The sequence below is a fragment of the Alphaproteobacteria bacterium HT1-32 genome, from assembly GCA_009649675.1.
Lineage (GTDB): Bacteria > Pseudomonadota > Alphaproteobacteria > Rhodospirillales > HT1-32 > HT1-32.
This window is the reverse complement of the sequence record WJPL01000002.1, coordinates 59,592-85,963: the sequence shown is the minus strand read 5'-3', so window position 1 is coordinate 85,963 and position 26,372 is coordinate 59,592. Positions and strand designations below refer to the sequence as shown.

The window sequence follows — 26,372 nt, the reverse complement described above, 5'->3', positions numbered from 1 at the left end:
ACATATTGAAACTCAATAATTGCAGAGTCCGTTCACCTGCATCGCAAAGGCTAATGGCATGATCATATTCAATCCGGCGACAGGAAACTTTGAGCGGGCGGCGGCAGCGCGCCCGTTTGAAGCAGCCGTGCGCGGAATTGCCGGGGACTATGCCTCGGCGCTTGTCAGCACCAACAGTCTGTACTCACCGTCTGATTTCACGGCGTCAGTCAGTACGATCGGCATGGATCTCTGCCATCACCTCAGTTTCGGCGATATCGAGCAAATGGTCGTCGACTATCTGAATGGTGTATTGTCGGTGAATCAGTTCCTGGTACTCGTAGGCGCCATATTCCGCCCGTCATGGGCGAACCTGTTCTATCCGCCAACCCTGCTGAAGCTGACAGTTCAGTGGGCCCTGTCAATAGGCCGGCGAATACACCTCATTCACCGGCACCACTACGGCACGCCTGTTCAGACCGCCGTCGCCGCCAACCAGCTGGTGCATGTGCTGAACAACACCGTCGCCAACCTTCGTTATGGTCATCGCTCGACGAACCGGAGCATTCAGGGGCATTTCGATCTCAGGCTGCAACGGGGGGTAAATATTGACCCGCTGATGCTGATCACCCTGTTTTATGGCTGGTATGTCGGCAGACCTGTATTTTCCGCTGAATCGAGCGCCCTGCTGAACGACTGGGAAGCCTATGCCCGAACCGGGGTTCCGGTCCTTCCCGGTGGCGGGCTGAAACTGTCTGAAAGCAGTACTGCCGTTGCCCTGACGCGAACCGGAAATCCGGTCATGGGAACAGCCGCAATGCCGGTTCGCGAACCTTACCGCCGCACTCTCGGTGTCCCGGCCCCGGTTTCAGTTGATTCTCTGCTGCTGATCCTCGGTGCCATCTTCATGGCATGGTGGCTTGGCTTTGTGACTCTCCCGTTCCTGCGGGACGACTTCAACCGATAGCCCCTGACATTATTGCGTTGTGTAACGCTTCGCCCATTCCGCTTCGATCTGTTCCATCCAGCTGGGATGCGGCTCCGGCAGAATTCGGCCGAGTTGTTCCGGCTTCAGGGTGGCAACACCAAGGTCAAGGCTGTCAAACCGGGCTTTCTCTGCGGCCGGCAGCAGATCAACCGCCAGTACTGTTGCCGAACCCCAGACGGCCGGATCCTGCTTGCGGGCCTGCGCTTCCGGTGACAGCAGGAAATTGGCCAGCACCATGGCCCCGGCTTTATGTGCAGCATTAAACGGGACCGCCAGAAAACTGACATTCCCAATCGTCCCGCCATCAAGCACGAAGGTCCGGGTTGTGTCCGGCAATTCGCCATTGGCAACGGCGGAGGAAGGGTCTGCCGGATCGAAGGTAAACCCGATAGACAGTTCACCGTCTGCAACCAGATTACGCAGTTCCGTTCCGTTAGCCGGGAATGACCGGCCCTGACGCAGCATATGCGGGTGAAGCTGATCAAGATAAGCCCAGAGCGGTGCGCTGACTCTGGCAAAGTCCGACTGACCGACCGGGGCATAAAGCGGCGTCGTATCTGAGGCCAGTTTCATCAGTGCCTGCTTGATGAAGGTCGAGCCTAGGAAGTTCGGTGGCAGCGGATAGGATATCTGACCGGGATTGGCTTTTGCCCAGTCCAGCAGGGCCGCCATGCTGCGCGGCGGGTCCGGCAGGGTTTTGCTATCGTGATAGAACACAATCTGCGCCTTGCCCCAGGGGGCTTCATAACCTTCAACCGGTACGGTGAAGTCCTCACGAACGCCCGGATTCTCAGCCGGGTTGGTCAGGGCGAAATTCGGGATATCTTCCGACCAGGGACCAAACAGCAGGTCATTGCGTTTCATCGAGGCGAAGTTCTCGCCATTGATCCAGATAAGATCGACGGCGCCACCCTCCAGCCTGCCCGCAGATTTCTCTGCGACAACACGGGAGACCGCTTCCGCCGTATCGCTCAGCTTCACATGAACGACCTTCACGCCGTAGCGTTCTTCAACCTGACGACCGGCCCAGGCAATATAGTCATTGATCCGTGGCTCACCTGCCCAGGCATTCCAGTAAACGGTCTGCCCCTTTGCCGCAGCGACAACCTTGTCCCAGTTCTTCGGATCCGGATCGGCCGCCACAGCCGGCTGCAACAGAAACCCGGTCAGCAGCAGTGATAAGAATGTCCTGAACATCGCCGATAGCCCCCACATGATTATGAACCCGGTCAGCAGTTACCGAATGTCACCGGTCCGGTACAATAACATTGCCGCGAGATCATGGGGTAATTGATTGGCTCCGGGTGTCCGAAGCCTGCTGGCTCAACGATGAAACCCTGTCATCCCGGCCGTCGACGGGATGACAGGGTTTATGGCCGTACTATAAAGCTCAGTAAGGGCTGTCGCTCGGCAGCGCATTCACAGTGACATTGTGTTTGGACAGCCATTCCAGTCGGTAATCGTTGACGGCCTGCGCGTGATGGCGGGCCGACTTGTTGGTGGGTTGCAGCTTCTCGTCATAGAAGAAGGCTGGCAGTTCGTCATCGGCGACCGTAAAGCCCGCCTTCTCGTTGAACTGCATTTCCATCACCAGCGCCTCACGGCCCATGGTCGGGATGAAATCAATGGGCAGTTCGGTGCCGAGCGCGCCGTTGATCGAGTCCATGATGAGTTCAAAATTGATGTTCGTCACCGACCGGCCAAAAACACAGAGACCAACGGAATCCGCAGCAGCGCACAGCGCCTGTACATCAAGGCTGGCTTCCGCCAGTTCCTCGGTCGTCTTGTCCTTGCAGTCAAAGGTCGGCAGGTTACCGGTTGTATGGTCCGCACCCTGCGCCGTGACCATCATGCTGATTCCCGTCACTTCGATAACCCGGGGGTCATAAGCGCTGATGGCCTGTTTCTTGATGACCGGTACACGCTTCACATTATAATGCTCACCAACACGATGCGTGCCCTGCGCCAGCAGGCGTCCACGCTCATTACCCTTGCGCACATCTTCCAGTGCCGCCGCCATGAACACATGATCGCCGAAGGCTGCCTGACCGGCTTCCATCAGCACACCCAGCGTCGCACCGATTTCGATGGTGTCGATACCCAGGTCATTGGCGATCTGGTTCAGCAGGGCCACATCATCCGGGTCGGACAGACCGCAGTTGGTGCCCAGCAGGCCGATGGTTTCATATTCCAGCGGCGAGACCATCTCCTTGCCATCCTTGTCGGCATAGATGTTCGAGCACTGGATCAGACAGCCCGGCATGCAGGCATGGGTGGGGGTGCCACCCCGTTGCAGGTTCTGCTCACGAATGAACTCACCGCCCATTTTCAGGGTCTCTTTCTCACGGTCGACCAGCTGTCCGGAGGAGAAGTTGCGCACCGGCAGACCGCCCATGTGATTGATGATGTCAGCCACCATCGCGGTACCACGGCTGTTCAGCGCCTGAATGGCGGCATCCGCATTCAGCTTCTGGCCATAGTCGCGCACACCCATCATGACCTTCTTGCGATCAGAGAAGGTCGGCATCTTCACCTTGTCGGCAACGATGGCTTTTACTTTCTTCGATCCCATCACCGCGCCGACGCCACCACGGGCGGCGATCCGGACCGGCCGGTTTTCCGGGTCAGAGAAGGCGATGCCGGCGACCAGCCCCTGATATTCACCAACCGGACCGCAGAGCGCCAGACTGACCTTCTCGCCATATTTCTCATGCAGCAGTCCAGCCGCTTCGATATTGCCCTTGCCCATGTAAGGCGTGGCATCGTCATAGGTAATCTCACCGTCCTTGGTGATCCGGATAACCACCCAGTCATCAGACACGCCGTTCAGGGTAAACCCGCAGATTTCCATCTGGCCGAGGGCAAAGCCGAAAGTGCCGCCCGCATTGGATTCCTTGATCCCGCCGGTCAGAGGGCTTTTGCAGCCGACGCTGATGCGGTTCGCATTTGAAAAGTTGGTCCCGGCAAACGGCCCGACCGAGAAGATCAGCGGATTGTCAGCAGACAGCGGGTCCACCGTCGCGACATCCCGTTCCACCAGCGTCCTGGCAATATAATACCGTCCGGCATAGGCCAGTTGCTCACCGGACCGGGTTTCACGTTCAACGGTGCGGGTCGGCAGATCGAAATGAAGATAGGTGCGCATGTCGCAACCTCCGGCAATGGGACGGGATGAGAGGATATATAGGGATTTTCGGCGTTTTGGAAAGTCGCAGTATCCGGGTATTTCGTCAGATACTGACCGGCGCGAACACAACCACCCCGCCCGCCGCAACAAGCCCAGCACGCAGGAACCAGACTTTCGGCGTAATCACCCCGTTTGAAACCAGCGCAATCCCGACGCCCACCTTCAGCATCGCAAACAGGGCGGAGAGCGGTGCATCCGCCAGTTCGATGAGATCACGGTTGGCCACCATCCCCAGCGGGATGAGGTAAAGACCAAGACCCAGCGCCATCGCGAAGATGGCAACTTTCAGCCAGTTCTCCCCGACAATGCCGGCGGCAATGAACACAGCCCCACAAACTGGCGGGGTGATGGTCGAGAGCAGCGCAAACCAGAAGACAAAGAGATGCGCCAGCAGCGGCTCAAGCCCCAGCGAAATCAGAGCCGGCCCGGCGACAGAAACACAGATCACATAGGCTGCCGTTGTCGGTACTTCCATGCCGAGGATAAGACAGGCCAGTGCCGTCAATAAAAGTGCAGGCCACAGCATCCCGCCGGAACCAGACAGAATGACCGAGGTGATCTTCACACCCAGCCCGGTAATCCCGAGCACACCGATGACAATCGACGCGCAGAGAATGATCGCACCGATCATGGCGATCTGGCTGCCCGCACTGATACAGGCATCCAATACCCGCTCCGCCGTGCGCCTGATATCCAGTTTCAGCCGGGCATCGAAGGGCAACAGCAGGACACCCGCCAGAATTGCCAGACAGGCGGCATATTGCGGTGTGAAATCGCCAATAAAAATCCCCCACAGCAGAACCGAGAACGGCACCATGAAGAAAGCCGAAGTGATCAGCACATCCTGTGCCGAAGGGCGTTCCTCTGCACTCAGTCCGCGCAGTTCATAGCGGGTGGAAAAGCCGTCGATACCAATCCAGACCGCAATGAAATACAGCAATGCAGGCAACAGCGCCGCCGCCATGATGCCGGTATAGGGGGTGCCGGTCAGCTCCACCATGACAAAGGCCCCCGCCCCCATCAGCGGCGGCATGATCTGGCCACCGGATGACGCCACCGCCTCAACAGCACCGGCCAGTGCTTTCGGATAACCAAGCCGGGTCATGGTCGGCAGGGTAATCGCGCCGGTGGAGGCAACATTGGCCGAGGCCGAACCGGAGATTGAGCCGAACAGAGCAGATGCAATGACCGACACTTTCGCAGCCCCGCCTTTCAGCCGCCCGGCAGCAGCAGCCGCCACATTCATGAAGCCCTGCCCGGCTTCTCCCGCGTTCAGCACAGCCCCGAAGATCACAAAGATCGCGACGATGTTTACCGAAACCGCTGTCAGACTGCCCCAGAGGCCACCTTCCGCAATGGTTAGTGTTCCGAGAAAGCTGTTGAGAGGTGTGCCGGGATGGCCGAACTCACCGGGAATATGCTGACCAAACAGGCCATAGGCCAAAGCCAGCGCAGCCACCACCGGCAGCGGCCAGCCGATTGACCGGCGCGCCATTTCCAGCACGGTCACCAGCAATGTGATGGCCAGAACCAGCTGAAAATCACCGGACAGAAAACCATACTGATCCGATAACGCGGACTGATTGAAAGCAACCCAGACCGTCGCCGCCCCGCCAGCCAGTGTCAGAATAATACCGCTCACCCGCTGCAACGGGGTTCTCGCGATAAACACCAGCGCCCAGGGTAGTGCCAGCGCCATATGCAGCGGACGGCTGATCAGATTCGGAACCAGACCAGAGAAGATCAGTCCCAGATGAAAGGCGATGGAAATGAAACCAAGAAGGCCCCAGAACAGGCGGACCTGTGTCGGCATGACGGTTCTCCGCTTGACTGGTGCCGGGCGTTCGAAACGGTCCTTCGAGACGGCGCTTTGCGCCTCCTCAGAATAAGGAACACACAAATCACCTCATCCTGAGGAGCGACGCAGTCGCGTCTCGAAGGACCGTAAAAACCGGGGCGGCTCAGTAATCCACCGCCCTGTTTGTCTTACATATGCGCATCGGTCAGGGCGAAGCCCTTTTCCTTGTAGAATTTGATCGCGCCGGGATGAATCTTGCTGGTGATATTCTCCAGCATCTCCGGATTGACGCCTTTCCACCAGGCAGCACCCGCAGCCATTTTCTCACGCTGGCCCCAGAAGGTCTTGACCATTTCATAGGCCGTTGCGTCATCCATACCGGTTGTGGTGTAGGCAACCACGGGCAGCGATGTCGTCACGATATCCGCATCCTGACCGGCATAGGTGCCTGCCGGAATGACCAGCCGTGTACGCTTTGTCATCGCGATCTGCTCATCACTGAGGGACAGAACACTGACACCACTGCCGGCAGCAGCTTCAATCACATTCGGCGCCGGGAATGAACCGGCGGTGACGAACCCGTCGATCTGGCCGTTCTTCAGTGCCGGAACCGCATTCGACAGTTCCACGTCGGCCAGCGTCACCTTGCCTTCAAGGCCGAACAGCTTGAGATATTTCTCACCTTCCGTCGCACCAAAGCTACCTTTCCCGATCAGGATGGTCTTGCCTTCCATATCGGCAAAAGACTTGATGCCGCTCTTTTCACTGACGACGAAATGCATGGTCAGGGACGGGATCGGGAACAATGCCCGGATATCATCATATTTCGGATTGCCCTTGTCCTTGAACATGGCCTTCGCGCCCTGCGCAAGATTGACCAGTGCAGGCGGCGTGGTGAACACGAAATTTCCCTGACGCTGAGCCGCTTCCATAACGTTCTGGACCGAGCCCTGGCTTTCCTCGACCGTGACGATAACATCACCGTTGGTGCCGGCTTTCATCGCTTCGGCAATTTCAACGCCCATCTGATAATAGGATGAAGAGCTCTTCGCGGACTTATAGACCACGCGGGTTTCTGCCTGCGCGGCACCAAGGCTGACAGCCAGTCCGAGACCGGCCAGACCGATAGATTTAATCAGGTTCATCTGTTCTCTCCCCGAGATGATGGTTGATAGGCTGATAACCCGCAGAATACAGGTTGTTGCAGGCTTTTTATTCTTGGGCTGCATCTGATATTCCCGGATCAGTTAAGTCAATCCGGAGATATATCACCTGCTGTCCGGGACGGGTTCACGGCAGGTAGCTGTCCCGCCATTTCAGCACCACATTGAAGGAAACTGACATCCGCTGTTCCTGGCTCAGATTCGGGTGAACCAGATGATGCAGGAAAGCCGGCCAGAGCAGCAGGTCGCCAGCGGCCGGCGTAACCCGGTATTCGGGATCGACCTGCCCGTCTCCTTTAATGGCATTCATATTCGCCTGCCCCCGCGGGTCGAAAAAGCTGATCGCACCGGGATTCCGGTCATCACGGCCCGGCAGATCGTCAGTACCATCCGGCATCTGCACATAGTAAGTGCCGCTCAGCCAGCTATGCGGATGATTGTGGAGGTTATGGTAATCCCCGAAGCGGTTGAGATTCGCCCAGCCCTGAAGGCTGTAATCGAGTGTATAGTCAATACCCAGACTGGTCGCATAATCCTGCACAGCCCGCCGGAGACAGTTCCCCAGCCATTCGATAACCGGATGGTCAGTACGCAGAAAGTCGGACTCCAGATAGCTGGTGGTCATTTCTGATCTCTGGCTGTCCGCCTGTCTGATAAGCTCTGCCAGCAGCGGATTCGCCGCAGCAGATCCCGGCAGCGAAAAACGCAACATGCGGGTCGGCCATAAATCGATATAGTCAGGACCGGTTGTCGTCATCACACTGCCCGATGCTATCATTCAGATAAGGGGATAAGCAGGTTAGCCGCCGGACAGCAGAACGCAATCCGGATGCGACCGGAACTTTCACCCCTGAATTGCGTATACGTCCTTGTAAACGAACAGAAAGCTACAATCCGAATGATGCAGAAAGACCAGCCGATCCTCGTCGATGGCGAAACCTGCTGGCGAACCGAAACCGCCAACCGCGCCGCCGTGCTGGTTGACGCTGCCCCTTATTATGCTGCCCTGCGGGAAAGCCTGATCAAGGCAAGGTCGACGGTTTTCATCGCTGGATGGGATGTCGACAGTCGAACACCTCTTTACGGGCCTGACGGGCCGCCGGACGATGGTTTTCCGGAGACGCTCGGCCCCTTCCTGACAGCCCTGGCGGAAAAGACCCCGGACCTGAAAATCCACATTCTGCTCTGGGACTATTCCATGCTTTACGCCCTGGAACGCGAGCCCCTGCCCTCGATACATCTGGACTGGATGACCCCGGCCCAGATCAAGGTATGCCTGGATGACGTGCTGCCCGTTGGCTCCTCACATCATCAGAAAATTGTCGTGATTGACGATACGGTCGCCTTCAGCGGCGGCATTGATCTGGCCGTCAACCGCTGGGATGATCCGTCACATGCGCTGACAAACGACGCACGGGTTGACCCGCTCGGCAATCCCTACCGCCCGTTCCACGATATTCAGATGGTCGTCGATGGCGATGCAGCCGGGGCAATGGCGGATCTGGCGCGTGAACGCTGGCGGCTGGCAAGCTGTACCGAGCCGCCAGCCGTTGACCCGACCGGCGACTGCTGGCCCGACAGCGTTGATCCGGAATTCGAGAAGGTCAGCATCAGCATCTCCCGCACCCTGCCCCCCCAATATGGTTCCGGCGGCTTTTATGAAGTCGAAGCGCTGTACAAGAGGGCAATCGAAGCTGCCGAGAAATGCATCTATATCGAAAACCAGTTCCTGACCGCAAATGCCGTTGCTGACAGTCTGATCACCTGCATGAAGGAAAAACCGGATCTCGAAGTCCTGATCGTCGCTCCCAATGTGCATCAGAGCTGGCTTGAAGAGCGCAGCATGAATCTCGGACGCATCCGCTTCATGCGCCGGATCGCCGAGAATGATCTGGCAGACCGTGTGCGGCTGGTCTTCCCGGCTCTGCCTGATGACGCAAGCGGCGAGGGCGTAATGGTTCACGCCAAGCTGCTGATCATTGATAACCGGCTGTTGCGGGTCGGCTCCTCCAATATCAACAACCGCTCCATGCGAACCGATACGGAATGTGATCTCAGCATTGAAGCCAGCACGGATGAAGAATCGGAAACCATCGCCTGTATCCGCGCCCGTCTGCTGGCAGAGCATCTGGACTGTGACACAGACACTATTCGTAAGGCCATCGACGAGGATGGCCTGATCCGATGCATCGATCGCTTCTCCGAACAGGACCGGTGCCTGAAGCCGGTAGAGATATCTGACACACCCGAAGACCAGATTTCTCTCACCGTACAAAGCATCGCCGATCCGGAACGCCCGATCGACACTCCGAATTTTGTTGGTGACATGTTCAGCGGTCAGGTCGTGCGACAGGGGCGACGACGCCTTGTAAAGCCGCTGTTCGGCGCAGTCGTCATTCTGGTCCTTATCGCCATCTGGCGGTTCACACCGCTGGCCCAGATGACCAGCCCGGCCGATCTGGCAGAACAGCTGAACCAGTTTGCCGGCAGTGCCTGGATACCTCTGCTTGTACCACTCTGCTTTGTGCTGGGCGGCTTCATCATGTTTCCGGTAACCGTCATGATTGCGGTCACCGGCCTGTTGCTCGACCCGGTGCAGGCTTTCATCTTTGCCCTGACAGGCTCGGTATGCAGTGCCATCGTCACCTACGGTGCGGGGCATTATGCCGGTCGCGATATCATGCGTAACCTGCTGGGCATCACGATCAACAAGCTCAGTCGCAAACTCGCAAAACGCGGCGTCCTCAGTGTCGCCGCCCTGCGTATGCTGCCGATCGCACCCTTCACTGTCATAAATCTGGTTGCCGGTGCCAGCCATATCCGGTTTGGCGATTATATCCTCGGCACTATACTCGGAATGGGTCCGGGCATCCTGATCATGACACTTCTCGGCCACCAGATTGGTGCCGTTCTGTCTGATCCGACCCCCACGTCAATGACCCTTTTCGCACTGGCCATCGCCTGCTGGCTTGCCCTGTCCTTCGGCCTTCAGGCGCTGGCCGAAAAACTGCGAAATGCCGGTACGGCCTGAATCTTGACGTCAAAAAACATGCGGTTTTTATCGTGGAACATTCACGGCTTTGTCGGTGCCGACGGCCGGCACGATCCTGCCCGGATCGACCGGGCCATCAGTAACATTTCCCCGGACATCGCCGCTTTTCAGGAAGTTGAATGCCGGGGCGATGAAACCAGCCGCAGCAAAACCGCCGACGGCCTGCGGAAAGCCGTTGGCGATCACGGCCATTATGCCTGGTCAATCATTACACCTGACCGACATTACGGTCAGATGCTGGCCAGCCGCCACCCTATCCAGTCTGGCAAAATCCACGATATATCACTGGACGGCCATGAGCCAAGACGGGTCATCGAAGCCGTTATCCGGTCCGGGAAGAAAGGTCGGGTGCGGGTTCTCGCAACCCATTTCGGACTGAAAATACGGGAGCGCAGACACCAGATTGCAATCCTGCGCCGGCTGATCACCAGCGACTGGTCATTACCGCTCATCGTCATGGGTGATTTCAACAACTGGCTGATGGAACGCCGCAAGACCGGACTTGCCGGGGTTATGGCAGACCGTACCGGACTGCGAACCTTCCCCTCCCGGTTTCCGTTGCTGCCGCTCGACCGGATATGGTCACGGCCTGCCGGGATGATCGGGCAGGCCCGTACCTACCCGGAATATCGGCAGGCATCAGACCATCTGCCGCTGACTGCCGAAATCCAGATCCCCGGCTCCTGACGCCCCTGCCACATCAGGCAGCGCGGACATCAGGAACCGGATCAGACATTCCTTACTTCGTAATGATCTCCGGTCCCATCAGACTGGTCGGCAACCAGGTCGACAGAATCGGTACATAGGTGACAATGATCAGAAAAATGAACATGACCCCGACCCAGGGCATCGCCGCCCTGACCACATTCATCACTGACATCCCCGCAACACCGGCAGTGACAAACAGGTTCAGGCCGACAGGCGGGGTAATCATGCCAATTTCCATATTGACCACCATGATGATGCCGAGATGAATCGGGTCGACACCAAGCTGGATGGCAATCGGGAAAACCAGCGGCGCGACGATAACAATCAGACCCGACGGTTCCATGAACTGACCGCCAATCAGCAACAGGATATTGACGACGATCAGGAACATGACCGGACCGAACCCGGCCGCCAGCATGACTTCCGTAATCGCCTGCGGAATCCGTTCCTCCGTCAGCACATGCTTGAGGATCAGCGCGTTGGCGATGATGAACATCAGCATGATGGTCAGCTTGCCCGCATCCAGCAGGGATTTCCGGGTATCCGGATGAGTCCAGACCGTCAGCAAAGCCGACGGACGCTGCATCAGGCTGGCATTCTCACCATCTGCACCTTTCAGCGGCCCCATGTCCCGATAGACAAAATTGGCAATCAGAAAGGCATAGACAGCGGCAACCGCAGCCGCTTCAGTCGGTGTGAAGACACCGCCATAAATGCCGCCCAGAATGATCACGATCAGGAACAGGCCCCAGCCCGCACGACGCGCGGCCCGAAACCGTTCTGACCAGGAGGCGCGTGGTTCTGACGGCAGCCCCTTGATACGGGCATAGATATAAATCGCCACCATCAGCATGAGACCGGCGATCAGGCCGGGAATGACCCCCGCCAGGAACATGCGCCCAACCGACACATCAACGGACGCCGCATAGACCACCATGACAATGGAGGGCGGTATCAGAATGCCGAGAGTACCGGCATTGCAGATCACACCCGCAGCAAATTCCCTGCTGTAGCCGACCTGCCGCATACCCGCGATCACGATACTGCCGATGGCAACCACCGTCGCCGGGGAAGACCCGGAAAGGGCAGCGAACAGCATGCAGGCGAAGACACCGGCAATCGCCAGACCACCCGGGTAATGGCCGACACTGGCCACCGCAAACCGTATGATCCGGTTCGCAACACCGCCGGTCGACATGAAGGTCGAGGCCAGAATAAAGAACGGAATCGCCAGCAGCGTGTAATGTCCGGCGAAGGCATTGAACATCATCTGCGCAATCGAGGCGAGTGATGCCTCTGAATAAAGCAGCAGGAAAATCATCGAGGACAGACCAAGGCTGATGGCAATCGGCACCCCGATCAGCAGCAGGCCAATGACCAGACCAAACAGCAGGACAACAGTCATGATCAGCCCTCCCGGCCAGAGGAGGCAGCGACCAGTTGTTCCTCGACTTCGTGGCTGGCGATGACCATCTGCTGGTCGCCTTTGAGGATATACCAGCCAGCCTGCACAAACCGCAGGGTCAGCAGGCTGACACCCAGAGGCAGGGCGAAATAGGGAATGAAGCGCGGGATTTTCTCATACTTTTCGCCCCCGTTCACCAGATCCGCGATGAACTGGAGATAGCCCGGCATGGGGATGTCATTGACCTCATAGAAGGCCTGCTTCGTAGCGAAAGGCAGCCAGTAGGCCCACGAGCCGTACAGCAGCAGCAGACAGAACGCGATGCAGGCCGAGACAGCAAAAATTCCCATGAGTTTGCGCAACGCCGGAGATAAAGCCCCCAGCACCACATCGACCCCCAGATGGCTGTTCTTCTTTACGCAGTAGGATGCGCCGATCAGCACCAACCAGGCGAACAGGAAAACCGTGGTTTCCAGCGCCCACAGAATATTGGAATTGAACACATAGCGGGCGATGACATTGGCGAAAGTCACCAGTGTCATGAGGCCCAGAAGCAGGGCGATCAGACCCTCTTCCAGATTGTCGATAAGGCGTCCGATCCCGCTGCCTGAACCTTTTGGCATCCCATCCTCCCGGAGGCTGATTTGTTTTTCCAGATGGCCATAAAGCTCAGGCGGCCCCGGTTCCGGAAGCCGCCTGAACGATACTGGTCAGTTACCTGTCTTTGAGAGGGTTCAGTTCGGACTGTTGTAGGATACAGCGGCGGCAATAACGTCAGCGCCGATGCCATCTTCAAACTTGGCCCAGACCGGTTTCATCGCCTTGACCCACAGCGCGCGCTGTTCGTCGTCGAGAGTGCGGATAACACCACCGGCAGCAATGATCGCAGCCTTGGCTTCTTCGTTCACCTTGGTCGATTCCGCGTTACGCTCTTCCGTGACTTCCCTGATGATGGTCGCAAGCTGATCGCGCAGATCACCGGGCAGACCGTCCCACCATTCGTTCGAGGCAACCACGAGATAATCAATAATGCCGTGGTTGGTTTCAGTGGAGCCGTCCTGCACTTCAAAGAATTTCTGGCCATAGATATTGGACCAGGTGTTTTCCTGACCGTCGACGACCTTGGTCTGCAGGGCGCCATAAACTTCGCTGAAAGCCATTTTCTGCGGGTTGGCACCCAGCGCCTCGAACTGTGCCTGCAGCACATCCGACGGCTGAATACGGAACTTCAGGCCCTTCGCATCGGCAGGGACCAGCAGCGGCTTGCTGGCCGAAAGCTGTTTCATGCCGTTATGCCAGAAGGCGATACCCTGCAGCCCGCGGCGCTTCATCGAATCAAGCAGCGCCTGACCGTCCTTGGAATTCTGATAACGGTCAACCGCATCGACATCTTTGAATATGAAAGGCAGGTCGAACACGCGGAATTTCTTGGTGAAGGTTTCAAATTTCGACAGTGATGGTGCCGCCAGCTGGACATCGCCCTGAAGCATTGCTTCGAGAACCTTGTCGTCATCATACAGGCTGGAGTTACCGAAAACCTGCATGCAGGCCTTGCCGTTCATTTCGGCGTTCACACGATCAGCGACCATACTCGCGGCAATACCCTTCGGGTGCTTGTCGGTGTTGGTAACATGGCTGAACTTGATCACCATTTCGCCGGGATCGCAGTTCGCGAGCGCCGGTGCAGCAGAGAAGGAAAGAGCGACAGTCGCCAGAATGGCAGCAGTTGTCTTGCGCATTGGATATCCTCCCGGAGGGGTTACAGAGCTTGTTTCAGCCGACCGTTCGTCGGCCGTTGATAATCACACCAGTTTCATAGCAACCGCTGTGCCAGAAACAGCTCTGCCTGCCGGTGCCAAATCAAAGCCGCACGACCGGCCACGTCCGGAAAACCCGATCATGCAAAGGAGGCATCCCGGGGACAGGAAATGGGTAATTTCCTGCACATATTTATCAGGGCATGTGGGGAATATCGCCACAGGCATCTTCTGCCTATTCAGCCCGGCCGGGGTCATTCAGGCCGTATTTTTTCATCTTGTCATACAGCGTCTTGCGCGCCAGACCGAGCTGTTCATAAGTGGCCTTGATGCTGCCGTCATTCGCCATAAGGGCCTGTTCAATCAACCGTTTCTCATACCCCGCAACCTTTTCCGTCAGCGTGCCCCCGGAATAATCCTCTGCATCAGCAGGGGTAATCGTTCCCGAACCGGTTCCCACACCCAGCCCCAGCGCGAAACGCATGGCGACATTCTCAAGTTCACGCACGTTTCCCGGCCAGTCATGGGTCAGCAACTGCTGCAACTGCAAGGGCGACATTTCAGGCGGCGTACATTTGAAGCGGGTTGCCGCCAGCCCGACGAAATGATGAAACAGCAGCGGAATATCAGAGCGGCGTTGCCGCAGCGCGGGCAGTGGCAGGGATAAGACATTCAGCCGGTAATAGAGGTCGGTCCGGAAGCTGCCCCGGCCCGCCGCAACCAGCAGGTCTTCATTCGTTGCCGCGATGACCCGCACATCCACAGGCCGTTCCGTGTTCGATCCCAGCCGGACAATCCGCCGGTCCTGCAAAACCCGCAGCAGTCTGGGTTGCAGTTCGACCGGCATGCTCTCAATCTCATCAAGGAACAATGTCCCGCCATTGGCATATTCAAACTTGCCGAGGCGCTGCTTGCTGGCCCCGGTAAAGGCCCCCTCTTCATGCCCGAACAGTTCGCTTTCGATCAGGCTGTCTGGCAGGGCACCGCAGTTGATTGGCACAAACCGGGCCTCCGCGCGGGATGAAAGCTCATGCAGGCTGCGCGCCACCAGTTCCTTGCCCGTGCCGGTTTCGCCGACAATCAGAACATCGGCGCCGATGGGACCGAACGCCGCGACCTGACGACGCAGGTCAATGATCGTCTTGTCCTGCCCGACAATCCGCCGTTCCAGAGGACCAACCGTATCAAGAGCATCCTGCAAAGCCCGATTCTGGATAACCAAACGCCGTTTTTCCAGCGCCCGCCGCACCGCACCGACCAGTTTCTCCGAGGGGAACGGTTTCTCGATGAAGTCATAAGCCCCGTCCCGCATGGCATCGACAGCCATCGGCACATCACCATGCCCGGTCATCAGGATAACCGGTATTTCCGGATCCAGCGCCATGACCCGGTTCATCAGGGTCAGCCCGTCGATACCCGGCATCTTCACATCGCTGACAATAACCCCCGCCCAGGTGCGTGACAGGCCCGCCAGCACCTCGGTTCCCCGGGCATGGCATTCCACTGTCAGTCCGGCCAGGTCCAGCGCCTGTTCACAGGCCGTGCGCAGATGCTTTTCGTCATCGATCAGCATGACATCTGCGTTCATGTCTTTCCCTCCGCGGTATTACGATCTGCTGTCACCCGTCTCAGGCGCAGCGTAAACAGGGCGCCGCCATCCGGATGGTTCGCGGCTGTAATCTGACCACCAAACAACTGTACAATTCCATATGTAATGGACAAACCAAGTCCGGTGCCCATCCCCACCTCTTTCGTCGAGAAGAAGGGATCGAACACGCGACCGAGATCATCCGGACTGATACCTGTTCCGCTGTCCCTGACGGTGCAGGTAACAACCTCCGGCTCACAGGTGACCGCAATCAGAATGTCACGTTGAGGCTGCCCGGTCACCGCGTCAATTGCATTGGAAATGAGGTTGATGAACACCTGTTGCAGGCGAATATCACCCCCCATCACCCGTTCCTTGCGATCCGGGTTTTCGATACGCAGAACGGCTCCCGCATCGCGCAGGGGGGCTTCCAGAAGAGACACAGCCTGATCAAGCGCATCGGACAATAAGACCGGACGGACCGGGGTTTTCTCGTTCCGGGCATAGGTTCGCAAATTCCGGATAATTCGCGCCATCCGTTCGGTCAGTTCCCCGATCCCGGACAGGTTATTCAGAACCTTATCCGCCTGTCCGCGTTCCAGATAAGCCCGGGCGTTATCGGCATAAGACCGGATCGCCGCCAGGGGTTGATTCAGTTCATGGCTCAACCCGGCTGACATCTGTCCCAGCGCCGCCAGCTTTGACGTCTGGATCAGTTCTTCCTGCGCCAGCCGAAGATTATCCTCCGCCTTCTGACGCTCCAGAACCGATGCATGCAGTTGCCGGTTTGTCTCGGTCAGTTCTGCGGTGCGTTCATGCACCCGCTCCTCCAGCCGGATATTGGCATCCGTCTGAAAAGCCAGACGTTCATGGATTCGTCGCCGGCGCTGATAAACCGCCGTGACCAGCAAAAGCAGACTGATGACGGCAATCAGTGCCGCAAACCCGGCCACCGCAGTCTGGCGCCGGACCAGCGAGGTATCGACCAGAATGGCAACCTGCCAGTCTGCCTTGGTCAGGGGACGCTCAAGACGCAGGAACTCCGGCCCTGCCGGACCGGGATGGTTATCCGAAAGCCCCGTGGACAGGGTTAGCAGATCCCCCTGCCGCGACTGAATGCCGATTGATGACTGCCCGACCGGCACACCGGAATATCGTCCATCAAGTTCGATTGCCTTGCGGTCTGCTGTCGTCAGCGGGCGCAGGCTTTGCAGACGCCAGTCCGGATTACTGGACAGGAAGATGACATCTTCCCGGTCACTGACGATGATTTCATGCTCTGCTGAAAGTAGTTTGAACTTGTCCTGCGCCCGCCCGAGATCGATCACCACCACCACCACACCCCGGACCACACCTCTGCTGCGAACGGCGTGGGCATAGGCATAGATCGGCACCCGCGTTGCAGTCTCAACCGTAAAAAACCGCCCCAACCGACCCTCAAGTGCTGCCATGAAGAAGGGCGTGCCAGCCAGGTTTTCACCGATCACCGAAGGTCCGCCTCTCGCAGAGCGCCCGGCGATGACCGTCCCGCCGACATCATAAAGAAAAATATCCGCCGCCCCGGTAACGCCCTCTATCTGTTCAAGCGTCCGGTCAGCCCTGCTGAGAGCGACCCCGTCAGCCCGTGTATCAACCGCCGACAACAGGGCCGGATTGGTGGAGAGAACCCGTGGCAGGAAAATGAACCGCGCCAGTTCGACACCAAGGTTATCAACAGTCAGACGCAACACCCCGGCACTGCGTTCGCGCAGATTGTCGAGTGCGAATGCACGTGTCCAGTAAGTCGCCTGCCAGACTGCAATTCCGGCGACGGCAATGGCCACCAGCGCCAGCATCCAACGCGACCTCCGCTGCAACCCTGCTCTGACCATCAAGCCTGTCCGGTAAGTTCTTCCGCTGCAAAATAGTCTCTCCGGCTGAGAGACGGGAGTCCGCACTGCCGGGGGAACAAAAAAAGACCCGCCCGCCGGGATACGGCGGACGGGCTTTCTGTTCAGGATCGCTGTTTTCAGGCGATCACTTCATCCGCTTGCACAGGCGCAGTCTGCGGGCACCGGCGCCGGGGGTATAGTTCGGCATCATCAGCAGGCAGTTATCGTAAGGTGTGACAACTTCCTCACCGCCGTCATTGGCAATGACCGTGCCCGCCTTCTCGATCACTTCCATGCCGATGAATTCCTGAACGAAATTGAAGTTGTCGGTCTTCGCGGTGACACCTGCGGTCACTTCCCACATCTCTGCCTTCTCCGGGTTGCGGCCAACATCAGAGAAATGCTCATTCAGGAAGTCGGCTGAGACCGTTTCTGTGGCACGCAGGAAATGCAGCGCCGTATCCATTGCAATACGGCCGGTTTCCGCAGCCCAGTGCTGACCGCACTCAACCAGCATCGCGACCTTGTTGTTCGACGTATCATTGAACGGCGTATATTCGATCAGCCGTTTGCCGACAACATGGCCGGAACCGCACATGATGTGGCCGGGATAGTTCACCTTCTCCGTCAGGGCGACCTCCTTGTCGAGGCCGTTGCAGATCATCAGCGGCTTGGAATAAGTGCTCATGGAATGAATATCGAGCATCATGTCGACCGTATCGAACAGCGGGCGCAGCTCGCGGGCGCGGCGCAGTTCAACTGTATCTTCCGTGCCGTCGAGACGTTCTTCAACCCAGACACGGTTGAAGTCTTCATCGACAAAACGGCTGTCGCCCGGCTTTCCGGCATCAAAGGTGTGATAGGCCATGTGGTTGATGAACCCCAGCGTCAGCTTGCCCCGCAGCGGCTTCACGCCGGCCTTGAACAGCTTGTCGAGAGCAATTGCACCACAGATTTCATTGCCGTGGGTGACGGCATTAATCATCACATGCGGACCGGCGATCCCGCTGTCAAAGGTCGTAACAAACTCAATTCCGGTGTTTCCCTTACGATAAGGCTCAATATCCGGAGCAGTCAGTTCAACAGGATAGGTACGCACAGTCATGATCGGGTCCAGTTCAAAAAGTCATAAGACAGGTACATTTACCTATCCAGCGCGTCCTATACCAGCCCTCTGAACAGGGTTTTTCATTGTCGCATGCCGGCGGGCAGTCAGCCCCGGGTAAATTGTGCTTGAAGTCGGCAATCAGTCATTGCCTAAACGCATGGCCGGGGGCAAATCCGAACGGCCAGACTGGCAGCTTCAACAGGACCGGATCACATGCATTTCCCCATCGCCCTGCTCGCCATTCTGGTTGGCCTGACCGTTGTGTCATCCGGCGCCACAGCCTGCGGCCCTGATAGCGACTGTGTCATAGGCGACCGCATCTACCGGATAGACATGCCGCAGGGCCATGATGGCGCAACACCCGTCGGGGCAGTCATCTACTCTCACGGGCACCGGGGAACCGCCGCCGGTGTGATGGCAAACAAAAGCCTGCGTAAAATCGTCACAGACCTGGGCTTTGCCCTGATCGCAACGAAGTCCTCGGGAACCGGCTGGTCACTGCCCGGTGCCCCCTCATGGAATGCAGAGACCAGCGTCGATGAACTGCCATACTTTGACCGCCTGATTGAAGATGTGACCGCAAGATTCCCGATTGACCGCAACCGGCTGGTCGCCACCGGGTTTTCTGCGGGCGGCATGATGGTCTGGACGCTGGCCTGTCATCGCAGCAGGATGTTTGCTGCCTTTGTCCCCATGTCCGGCACCTTCTGGCGTCCGATACCGCAGACCTGCACAACCCCGCCTGCTCACCTGCTTCATATTCACGGCGACGCCGACCAGACCGTACCGCTCACCGGGCGAAAGATCCGGGAGACGCAGCAGGGTGACGTGCATGATGTCTTATCCATGTATGCCGCTTATGGACATTATGGCGACAAGACCCCCTTCCCTTTCGGTCAGATGACCTGCGAGGAACAACAGTCACCAGCAGGAAAGAACCTGTCTTTCTGCCTTTTCAAGGGCGGACACAGCTTCCGGGCGGAAACCATGAAGCTGGTTCTGGAGCGGTTGCAGAAAATCGGCGCAATCTGACCACCGCCCCCTGCGGAACCCGGACCGCCGGATCTAATCCAGCAGCCTGGCGGATTCTGCGATAGCACTGACCGTCTGCTCGATATCCTCATCCGACAGGGCCAGCGAGATATAATGCTTCGACGGCGATTTCAGGATTCCCTTATCCCGGATCAGGCTGTTGAATTTTGCCGCCCGCACCGCGTTACCTTTCATGATGCCCCGGTAATCACGCACATCATGATCCACAAACACCACATCGAACATGACCGGATCACCGACAACGCGGTGCGGAATACCGGCGGCCCCGAGATGTGTGGCCAGTGCCTCTATGATGGTTTTGCCACAGGCATAGATATGCTCGTATGAACCCGGCCGGTTGAGAATTTCCAGCGTCTTCAGACCCGCCACCGAGGCAACCGGATTGCCACTGAGTGTACCGATCTGGGTCGTGAAACCATCAGGTCCGGCCTTTTTCACGTCAAAATGCGCCATGATCTCAGCCTTCCCGGCAATCGCCGCCAGCGGAAATCCGCCGCCAATGGCTTTCCCCAGAGTACAGAGATCAGGGACCACCCCATATTTCTGCTGGGCACCGCCATAGGCCAGACGGAAGCCGGTCACCACCTCGTCGAAAATCAGCACGATACCGTGGCGCGTGGTCTCCGCCCGCAGCATTTCGAGGAAACCGGGGGCTGGTGGAATCAGACGCTGCAACGGCTCAACGATGACACAGGCAATCTCATCGGCATATTCCTCCAGCAGCTGCCGGGCCATTTCCAGATCATTGAAAGGCGCGACAATCATGTTGTCACGGACGGCCGCCGGAATTCCGGCTGAGTCCGGCATTGCCTGCGGGAAATTCACCAGCTTCGTCGGCGCAAGGCTCATCAGACCTTCTGACGACATGCCGTGATAACCACCTTCGAATTTCATGATCTTGTCACGACGGGTATGGGCGCGGGCCAGCCGCATCGCATACATGTCGGCTTCACTTCCGGTGCTGACAAAACGGACCTGATCGGCACAGGCAACCGCATCCGTGATTTCTTCCGCCAGTTCAATTCCGCTGGCGTTGTTGGCAAAGAAGGTAAAGCCCTTTGCCACCTGCTCGGTCACGACCTCGACCACTTCCGGATGGCTGTGACCAACAATCATCGGGCCGGAGCCGATCAGATAATCGATATATTTATTGCCGTCTTCATCCCAAACATGAGCGCCGTGACCTTCACGAATAACAATACCCGGGTCGAAATTGCCGAACCCGCCTGCCGGTAACACTCTGTCCGCGCGTTCCGTCCATTCCTGCAAGCTGGTCATCGCTGTTTCATCCCTGAATATTGTTATCCTGTCGAACGCTAGACCAAATCGGGTTTGTCCGAAACCTGCAAAATCCACATATCAGGAATGTTCGGCGGCACAGGTTCCGCATGTGGCGAAAGGCCCCGGCACTGCAAATTATTTTATCCGGACAATTGCTTTTCTCTTGAAAATGCGCAGCCTTCGGCACGGATATGAAGACACAATCACCAGACGATTATTGCCCGGTGAAATCTCAATAACAGGAGACGATCAATGGACGACAAGCTTTTCGAAGCCGGCCTGGCCAAGCGCAAGGCAACTCTGGGCGCAGAATATGTCGAGAAAAACCTCGCAGCCGCCGACGATTTTACCCTGCCGTTTCAGGAAGCCATGACCGCATGGTGCTGGGGCTTTGGCTGGGGCGATGAAACCATCGACATGAAAACCCGCTCAATGATGAACCTGTCGATGATTGGCGCCCTCGGCAAGATGCATGAATGGGAAATTCATTGCCGTGGCGCGATCACCAACGGTGTCAGCAAAGAGGAAATCCGGGCCATTATTCATGTCATCGGCATTTACTGCGGGGTGCCGCAATCCCTCGAATGCTTCCGTGTTGCACGCAAGGTTCTGGAGGAAGAAGGGCTTCTGTAATCCGGAAAAGCCCGTTTCCGGCGTTTACGGGCAGATGTGAAATGGTTTAAGGGTCAGCGGACGTGCCTATCCGCTGACCCTTTTCCTTTTCCGGAGTGACCCGATGAGCGACAAGCCCGTATTGCTGATCCCCCGCAAGCTTTCTGCCAGAACACTGGAACGTGCCGCCCGCGATTATGACGTACGCGTAAATCTGGAAGACCAGGTCTACACACCGGCAGAGCTTCTCGCGAAATGTCAGGATGTCGATGCGGTCCTGCCCTGCCATTCCGAACATTTTTCCGCTGATATGGTGGCCCGGCTGCCGGACCGGCTGAAAATCATCGCCAATCATTCCGTCGGGGTCGATCATTGTGATCTGAAAGCCTGCAAGGATCGCGGCATCATCGTCACCAACACTCCGGATGTCCTGTCCGATGCAACGGCTGAGATTGCCATGTTGCTGCTGCTCGGTGCAGCGCGACGCGCCAGCGAAGGCGACCGGATGATGCGCAATGGTGAATGGAAACACTGGAGCCCGTCTTTCATGGTCGGCTCGCATGTGACCGGCAAGACACTCGGCATTATCGGCATGGGCCGTGTCGGGCAGGCCATGGCCCGCTGTGCACGCGGCTTCAACATGGACATTCATTACTATAATCGCAGCCGCCTCAGCCCGGAAAAGGAACTGGGCGCGACCTATCACGATACGGTCGAAAGTGTTCTCGCTGTCTCGAACTTCCTGTCCCTGCATTGCCCGGCCACACCGGAGACAACGGGCCTGCTCAACGCTCAGCGGATCGGGCTGATGCCGGATGGCGCGGTTGTGGTGAATACCGCCCGCGGCGCGCTGATTGATGAACCCGCACTGATCGCAGCCCTGAAATCCGGCAAGCTGGCTGCTGCCGGTCTGGATGTCTTCGCGAAGGAACCCGGCGGTAATCCGGCCTTCGCCGAACTCGAGAACATTTTCATGCTGCCTCATATCGGCAGTGCGACATTTGAGACTCGTGATGCAATGGGCTTCCGGGCGCTGGACAATATCGATGCCTACTTCGCCGGGAAGCAGCCGGGAGACCGGGTCGCGTAATATTCAGCGGACCCGTCTACGTTTATTAGGGTATCACCGGTTCCATCTGACGGAATAAGGGCAGATTCTTTTGCTGAGAAACGATGACGGCGCTTGCGCATCGTCAAAGGCTATCGAATGATCTTGTTCTATCGTGAGGGTTTGTGCCCTCAGATCAATATGAAACCTTTGGGGAGCTTCAACAGCTGTTCGGTGCCGATACAGATTAAAAAAATAACGGTCGGCATACCGGTTTCATAACAAACGACATGATCATGGGAGAGAAATGTCATGGCTGATAAAAATGAAAATGTAGGTCGGCGTAAATTCCTCAGGGGTGGCGCACTTGCCGCCGGTGCAGCGGCAGCAACCGTTGCAGCACCAAATATTGCGACTGCGGCTCCGACCGTTCTTAAAATGCAGGCTGCCTGGGGTGGCGGCATCTTCCTCGAAAATGCAAAAAGCTATGTTGATCGCGTTCACGCGATGGCCGGCAAGGATCTGCGGATCGACCTGCTTGCCGTGGATTCGGTCGTCAAGACCAGCCAGATGCAGGATGCTGTTCATCGCGGCGTGCTCGATGCGGCGCATTATGTGACGGCATACTGGTATTCCAAGTCAAAGGCTGCCTCGCTGTTCGGTACCGGCCCCTGCTTCGGCTGGTCCGCTCAGGAACTGCTGGGCTGGATTCATTATGGCGGCGGACAGGAACTGTTCGACGAACTGATGGGTTCCCTTGGCCTGAACCTGGTTTCCTTCTTCAACAGCCCGATGCCGGCTCAGCCGCTTGGCTGGTTCAAGGAAGAAATCAAGGACGCCTCTCAGATGAAGGGCCTGAAGTATCGTACTGTTGGTCTTGCCGCAGACGTGCTTCTGGAAATGGGCATGTCGGTCGTGCAGCTTCCGGGCGGCGAAATTCAGCCTGCCATGAAGTCCGGCCTGATCGATGCAGCCGAATTCAACAACCCGACATCTGACCGTGACTTCGGTATGCAGGATGTCTCGAAGTTCTATCACCTCGCGAGTTATCACCAGTCGCAGGAAACCTTCGAAGTCACCTTCAACAAGAAGAAGTTCAATGCACTTCCGGCAGAACATCAGGCAATCCTGAAATATGCTTCGGAAGCAGAAAGCTCGAACTTCTACTGGCACAACACGACCCGCTATGCAGATGACCTTGTCACCCTGCAGGAAAAGAGCGGCGTGCAGGTCTTCCGTACCCCGGATTCGGTGATGGCCGAACAGCTCAAGGCATGGGATGTGGTTGTTGATCGCATTGCGAAGGAAGATCCCTTCTTCGCCAAGGTTGTCGACTCCCAGAAAGTCTACGCCAAGAAAGTCATGGGCTATCTGCTGAAGAACCAGCCGGATTACGGCCTGGCCTATAAGCATTACTTCGGTTGAAGCTGATACCTGCTCCTGCAGGTAGCAACTGAGAACCAGAGCTCCGGAGGGGCAGTCATCATGGCTGCCCCTCCAATAGGCATAACGACACTGTCATTCATATTTCGCGGGGGAGCGAACCCAATGACACGGTTCATTCATGCAACCGAAAGCCTGAATATCTGGATCGGCCGTGCTTTCGGCTGGTGTATCCTCATTCTGACCCTGTCCGTCGCCTATGAGGTGTTTGTCCGTTATGTGCTGAACGCCCCGACTGTCTGGGCCTTCGACATGATGGTCCAGATGTACGGCGCGCTGTTTCTGATGGCTGGCCCCTATGCCCTTGCCCAGGACAGCCATGTGCGTGCGGATGTGGTTTATCGCCTGCTGCCGGTACGCTGGCAGGGCAGGATCGATTTCGTTCTCTACTTTCTGTTCTTCTTCCCCGGCATGCTGGCCCTGTTCTGGTATGGCTGGGAGATCGCTGCTGATTCATGGCGATACAAGGAAGTCAGCTGGAACAGCCCCGCACGCATCCAGATCTATTTCTTCAAGACGCTGATCCCCCTCGCCGGGGCGTTGCTGATCCTTCAGGGTATTTCGGAATGCATGCGCTGCATCATTGCCGTGAAGACGGGCCAGTGGCCGAAGCGAATGGAAGACGCCAAGGAAACCGAGGAACTGCTGGTCGAGCAGTCCAGTCGATAACGAAGCCGGCCAGGTCGCCGCACTTCACCACGGAGCCCGTTAGAGCATGACGAACCCCGAAGTTGCCCTGTTTATGCTATCCCTGTTCATCATTCTTGTGATGCTGGGATTTCCGGTTGCCTTTACCCTTCTCGCGATGGGCGTTGGCTTTGGCTACTACGCCTATTATCAGGCCGGTAGCATCGAAACCCTGTCCGATGCCTTTACCAACAACATCTTTTATCTGCTGAACCAGAACACTTATTCGGTGATGGAAAACGACATCCTCGTTGCCATTCCGCTGTTCCTGTTCATGGGATATGTTGTCGAGCGGGCGAATATCGTGAACCGGCTGTTTTATTCGCTCCAGATGGCGGCCCATAACCTGCCCGGATCGATGGCGATTGCTGCACTGATTACCTGCGCCGTCTTCTCGACAGCCAGCGGTATCGTCGGTGCGGTTGTTACGCTGATGGGCCTGCTGGCCTTTCCGGCGATGGCCAGTGCCAATTATGACAAGAGCTTTGCATCCGGCGTCATCTGTGCCGGCGGCACCCTCGGCATCCTGATCCCGCCATCGATCATGCTGATCGTCTATGCGGCAATCGGTGACCTGTCGCCACTGCGTCTCTATGCCGCTGCCGTTATTCCCGGCTTCATGCTGGCCGGCTGTTATATCGTCTATGTGATTATCCGGGTGATGATCAATCCGTCGATCGCTCCGAAACCGAAGCGCGAGGACGTTCCCCCGGCATCCCAGGTCTATCTGGAACTGCTGGTCTCCTTCGTCCCCCTGACATTGCTGATCATGCTGGTGCTCGGCTCCATTCTGGGCGGCCTTGCCACACCTGCCGAAGCCGCCGCCATGGGCGCACTTGGTGCCATGGTCCTGGCCGTCATCTATCGCTCGATGACCTGGGACAAACTGAAGGAATCCGTCTATCTGACCGCCAAGGCGACAGCGATGGTCTGCTGGCTGTTTGTCGGCTCATGGACCTTTGCCTCCGTCTTCTCCTATCTTGGCGGACATGAGATCATTGAGCATTTCATCCTTGGTTTCGATCTGGCTCCCTGGCAGTTTCTCGTGCTGGTCCAGCTCATCATCTTCATTCTCGGCTGGCCGCTGGAATGGTCGGAAATTCTGATCATCTTTGTGCCGATCTTCCTGCCGATGCTCGACACCTTCGGGGTTAATCCCTACTTCTTTGCCATGCTGGTTGCCCTGAACCTGCAAACCTCGTTCCTGACCCCGCCCATGGCGATGTCGGCCTATTATCTTAAGGGGGTTCTGGGCAAAGCGATCGAACTTGTGCAGATATTCAAAGGACTGATGCCTTATCTCGGGATCGTGATTTTCTGCATGGTCATGATGTACCAGTTCCCGCAACTGGCCCTGTGGCTGCCAGACGTTCTGTTTGGCCCCTATGTGCCATGATCTGTACTCTGGGCGGAATGAAGGAGAAAACTGATGGCTGAAAAAATTGGTGGTCTCATTGGTGTCCTGATGGTCTCGGTGTTCGTTATCGGACTGGCCTGGAGCATCTCGACCGGTTTTGCCGGTTTCTGGGGTGGTTTGCCGTTCTGGTGTATCATCCTGCCAATCCTGGCGCTGGTGATCTACGATTACTGGCGCTCGATATTTCGCAAGTAACTGCCGACCCCGACCTTGCTGATGGATTGACC

Annotated in this window: 22 protein-coding genes; 10 read left to right on the top strand and 12 right to left on the bottom strand. The window is 57.3% G+C overall.

Annotated elements, in window-relative coordinates; translation table 11 throughout:
- Positions 1-58 precede the first annotated feature (58 nt).
- Complete coding sequence (locus GH722_11965; protein MRG72475.1) at positions 59-946, top strand: hypothetical protein; 888 nt, start codon at positions 59-61, stop codon at positions 944-946.
- 9 nt (positions 947-955) lie between these two features.
- Here GH722_11965 and GH722_11960 read toward each other — a convergent pair whose 3' ends face one another.
- From GH722_11960 to GH722_11940, 5 genes are all read right to left on the bottom strand, one after another.
- Positions 956-2,164 carry an ABC transporter substrate-binding protein gene (locus GH722_11960; GenBank protein MRG72474.1) on the bottom strand — a complete coding sequence of 403 codons (1,209 nt, stop codon included), beginning with the start codon at positions 2,162-2,164 and terminating at the stop codon, positions 956-958.
- Between the two features lie 193 nt (positions 2,165-2,357).
- Positions 2,358-4,112: an aldehyde ferredoxin oxidoreductase gene (locus GH722_11955; protein MRG72473.1), complete on the bottom strand. Its 1,755-nt coding sequence runs from the start codon at positions 4,110-4,112 to the stop codon at positions 2,358-2,360.
- 85 nt (positions 4,113-4,197) lie between these two features.
- Positions 4,198-5,967: a TRAP transporter fused permease subunit gene (locus GH722_11950; protein MRG72472.1), complete on the bottom strand. Its 1,770-nt coding sequence runs from the start codon at positions 5,965-5,967 to the stop codon at positions 4,198-4,200.
- 173 nt (positions 5,968-6,140) lie between these two features.
- Positions 6,141-7,097 (bottom strand): TAXI family TRAP transporter solute-binding subunit, encoded by a 957-nt coding sequence (locus GH722_11945; protein ID MRG72471.1) that lies wholly within the window; start codon positions 7,095-7,097, stop codon positions 6,141-6,143.
- Between the two features lie 145 nt (positions 7,098-7,242).
- Positions 7,243-7,872 (bottom strand): hypothetical protein, encoded by a 630-nt coding sequence (locus tag GH722_11940; GenBank protein MRG72470.1) that lies wholly within the window; start codon positions 7,870-7,872, stop codon positions 7,243-7,245.
- Positions 7,873-7,944: 72 nt separating this feature from the next.
- Here GH722_11940 and GH722_11935 point away from each other — a divergent pair, with 72 nt between their 5' ends.
- Together GH722_11935 and GH722_11930 are read left to right on the top strand one after the other, a co-directional pair.
- Entirely contained in the window at positions 7,945-10,146 is a 2,202-nt protein-coding gene (locus GH722_11935; GenBank protein ID MRG72469.1) for a phospholipase, read from the top strand.
- Between the two features lie 3 nt (positions 10,147-10,149).
- Positions 10,150-10,854: an endonuclease/exonuclease/phosphatase gene (locus GH722_11930; protein MRG72468.1), complete on the top strand. Its 705-nt coding sequence runs from the start codon at positions 10,150-10,152 to the stop codon at positions 10,852-10,854.
- A gap of 52 nt (positions 10,855-10,906) precedes the next feature.
- Here GH722_11930 and GH722_11925 read toward each other — a convergent pair whose 3' ends face one another.
- The 6 genes from GH722_11925 to GH722_11900 all read right to left on the bottom strand — a co-directional run bounded on the left by GH722_11925 (position 10,907) and on the right by GH722_11900 (position 18,601).
- Complete coding sequence (locus tag GH722_11925; GenBank protein MRG72467.1) at positions 10,907-12,280, bottom strand: TRAP transporter large permease subunit; 1,374 nt, start codon at positions 12,278-12,280, stop codon at positions 10,907-10,909.
- A 2-nt stretch (positions 12,281-12,282) separates the two neighbouring features.
- The gene (locus GH722_11920) at positions 12,283-12,903 is read right to left on the bottom strand and encodes a TRAP transporter small permease subunit (GenBank protein MRG72466.1); all 621 of its coding nucleotides are present in this window, start codon (positions 12,901-12,903) and stop codon (positions 12,283-12,285) included.
- A 111-nt stretch (positions 12,904-13,014) separates the two neighbouring features.
- Positions 13,015-14,019, bottom strand: coding sequence for a DctP family TRAP transporter solute-binding subunit (locus GH722_11915; protein MRG72465.1), 1,005 nt, complete (start codon positions 14,017-14,019; stop codon positions 13,015-13,017).
- Positions 14,020-14,272: 253 nt separating this feature from the next.
- Complete coding sequence (locus GH722_11910; GenBank protein MRG72464.1) at positions 14,273-15,625, bottom strand: response regulator; 1,353 nt, start codon at positions 15,623-15,625, stop codon at positions 14,273-14,275.
- Complete coding sequence (locus GH722_11905; GenBank protein MRG72463.1) at positions 15,622-17,496, bottom strand: hypothetical protein; 1,875 nt, start codon at positions 17,494-17,496, stop codon at positions 15,622-15,624. The genes GH722_11910 and GH722_11905 overlap by 4 nt, the downstream gene beginning before the upstream one ends.
- A 145-nt stretch (positions 17,497-17,641) precedes the next feature.
- Complete coding sequence (locus tag GH722_11900; GenBank protein ID MRG72462.1) at positions 17,642-18,601, bottom strand: succinylglutamate desuccinylase; 960 nt, start codon at positions 18,599-18,601, stop codon at positions 17,642-17,644.
- 228 nt (positions 18,602-18,829) lie between these two features.
- On the opposite strand from GH722_11900, the gene GH722_11895 reads away from it, so the two are divergent.
- Complete coding sequence (locus tag GH722_11895) at positions 18,830-19,636, top strand: prolyl oligopeptidase family serine peptidase (protein MRG72461.1); 807 nt, start codon at positions 18,830-18,832, stop codon at positions 19,634-19,636.
- Positions 19,637-19,669: 33 nt separating this feature from the next.
- Here the strand turns inward: GH722_11895 and GH722_11890 are convergent, their stop codons facing one another.
- Entirely contained in the window at positions 19,670-20,935 is a 1,266-nt protein-coding gene (locus GH722_11890; protein MRG72460.1) for an aminotransferase class III-fold pyridoxal phosphate-dependent enzyme, read from the bottom strand.
- Positions 20,936-21,190: 255 nt separating this feature from the next.
- Between GH722_11890 and GH722_11885 the strand changes: the two genes are divergently transcribed.
- The 6 genes from GH722_11885 to GH722_11860 all read left to right on the top strand — a co-directional run bounded on the left by GH722_11885 (position 21,191) and on the right by GH722_11860 (position 26,340).
- Positions 21,191-21,571 carry a 4-carboxymuconolactone decarboxylase gene (locus tag GH722_11885; protein MRG72459.1) on the top strand — a complete coding sequence of 127 codons (381 nt, stop codon included), beginning with the start codon at positions 21,191-21,193 and terminating at the stop codon, positions 21,569-21,571.
- Positions 21,572-21,674: 103 nt separating this feature from the next.
- Positions 21,675-22,640: a D-glycerate dehydrogenase gene (locus GH722_11880; GenBank protein MRG72458.1), complete on the top strand. Its 966-nt coding sequence runs from the start codon at positions 21,675-21,677 to the stop codon at positions 22,638-22,640.
- A gap of 270 nt (positions 22,641-22,910) precedes the next feature.
- Entirely contained in the window at positions 22,911-24,023 is a 1,113-nt protein-coding gene (locus GH722_11875; GenBank protein ID MRG72457.1) for a C4-dicarboxylate ABC transporter, read from the top strand.
- A 123-nt stretch (positions 24,024-24,146) separates the two neighbouring features.
- Complete coding sequence (locus GH722_11870; protein MRG72456.1) at positions 24,147-24,710, top strand: TRAP transporter small permease subunit; 564 nt, start codon at positions 24,147-24,149, stop codon at positions 24,708-24,710.
- A gap of 46 nt (positions 24,711-24,756) precedes the next feature.
- Entirely contained in the window at positions 24,757-26,124 is a 1,368-nt protein-coding gene (locus GH722_11865; protein ID MRG72455.1) for a TRAP transporter large permease subunit, read from the top strand.
- Between the two features lie 33 nt (positions 26,125-26,157).
- A complete protein-coding gene (locus GH722_11860) occupies positions 26,158-26,340 on the top strand; it encodes a hypothetical protein (GenBank protein ID MRG72454.1) in 183 nt (60 codons plus the stop codon).
- Positions 26,341-26,372: the final 32 nt, after the last annotated feature.

What these genes read in the sequence shown, in the direction of transcription:
- GH722_11965 (MRG72475.1), top strand. Translation starts at nt 59, where the DNA reads ATGATCATATTCAATCCGGCGACAGGAAACTTTGAGCGGGCGGCGGCA.
- GH722_11960 (MRG72474.1), bottom strand. Translation starts at nt 2,164, where the DNA reads ATGTTCAGGACATTCTTATCACTGCTGCTGACCGGGTTTCTGTTGCAG.
- GH722_11955 (MRG72473.1), bottom strand. Translation starts at nt 4,112, where the DNA reads ATGCGCACCTATCTTCATTTCGATCTGCCGACCCGCACCGTTGAACGT.
- GH722_11950 (MRG72472.1), bottom strand. Translation starts at nt 5,967, where the DNA reads ATGCCGACACAGGTCCGCCTGTTCTGGGGCCTTCTTGGTTTCATTTCC.
- GH722_11945 (MRG72471.1), bottom strand. Translation starts at nt 7,097, where the DNA reads ATGAACCTGATTAAATCTATCGGTCTGGCCGGTCTCGGACTGGCTGTC.
- GH722_11940 (MRG72470.1), bottom strand. Translation starts at nt 7,872, where the DNA reads ATGACGACAACCGGTCCTGACTATATCGATTTATGGCCGACCCGCATG.
- GH722_11935 (MRG72469.1), top strand. Translation starts at nt 7,945, where the DNA reads ATGCGACCGGAACTTTCACCCCTGAATTGCGTATACGTCCTTGTAAAC.
- GH722_11925 (MRG72467.1), bottom strand. Translation starts at nt 12,280, where the DNA reads ATGACTGTTGTCCTGCTGTTTGGTCTGGTCATTGGCCTGCTGCTGATC.
- GH722_11920 (MRG72466.1), bottom strand. Translation starts at nt 12,903, where the DNA reads ATGCCAAAAGGTTCAGGCAGCGGGATCGGACGCCTTATCGACAATCTG.
- GH722_11915 (MRG72465.1), bottom strand. Translation starts at nt 14,019, where the DNA reads ATGCGCAAGACAACTGCTGCCATTCTGGCGACTGTCGCTCTTTCCTTC.
- GH722_11910 (MRG72464.1), bottom strand. Translation starts at nt 15,625, where the DNA reads ATGAACGCAGATGTCATGCTGATCGATGACGAAAAGCATCTGCGCACG.
- GH722_11905 (MRG72463.1), bottom strand. Translation starts at nt 17,496, where the DNA reads ATGGTCAGAGCAGGGTTGCAGCGGAGGTCGCGTTGGATGCTGGCGCTG.
- GH722_11900 (MRG72462.1), bottom strand. Translation starts at nt 18,601, where the DNA reads ATGACTGTGCGTACCTATCCTGTTGAACTGACTGCTCCGGATATTGAG.
- GH722_11890 (MRG72460.1), bottom strand. Translation starts at nt 20,935, where the DNA reads ATGACCAGCTTGCAGGAATGGACGGAACGCGCGGACAGAGTGTTACCG.
- GH722_11885 (MRG72459.1), top strand. Translation starts at nt 21,191, where the DNA reads ATGGACGACAAGCTTTTCGAAGCCGGCCTGGCCAAGCGCAAGGCAACT.
- GH722_11880 (MRG72458.1), top strand. Translation starts at nt 21,675, where the DNA reads ATGAGCGACAAGCCCGTATTGCTGATCCCCCGCAAGCTTTCTGCCAGA.
- GH722_11875 (MRG72457.1), top strand. Translation starts at nt 22,911, where the DNA reads ATGGCTGATAAAAATGAAAATGTAGGTCGGCGTAAATTCCTCAGGGGT.
- GH722_11870 (MRG72456.1), top strand. Translation starts at nt 24,147, where the DNA reads ATGACACGGTTCATTCATGCAACCGAAAGCCTGAATATCTGGATCGGC.
- GH722_11865 (MRG72455.1), top strand. Translation starts at nt 24,757, where the DNA reads ATGACGAACCCCGAAGTTGCCCTGTTTATGCTATCCCTGTTCATCATT.
- GH722_11860 (MRG72454.1), top strand. Translation starts at nt 26,158, where the DNA reads ATGGCTGAAAAAATTGGTGGTCTCATTGGTGTCCTGATGGTCTCGGTG.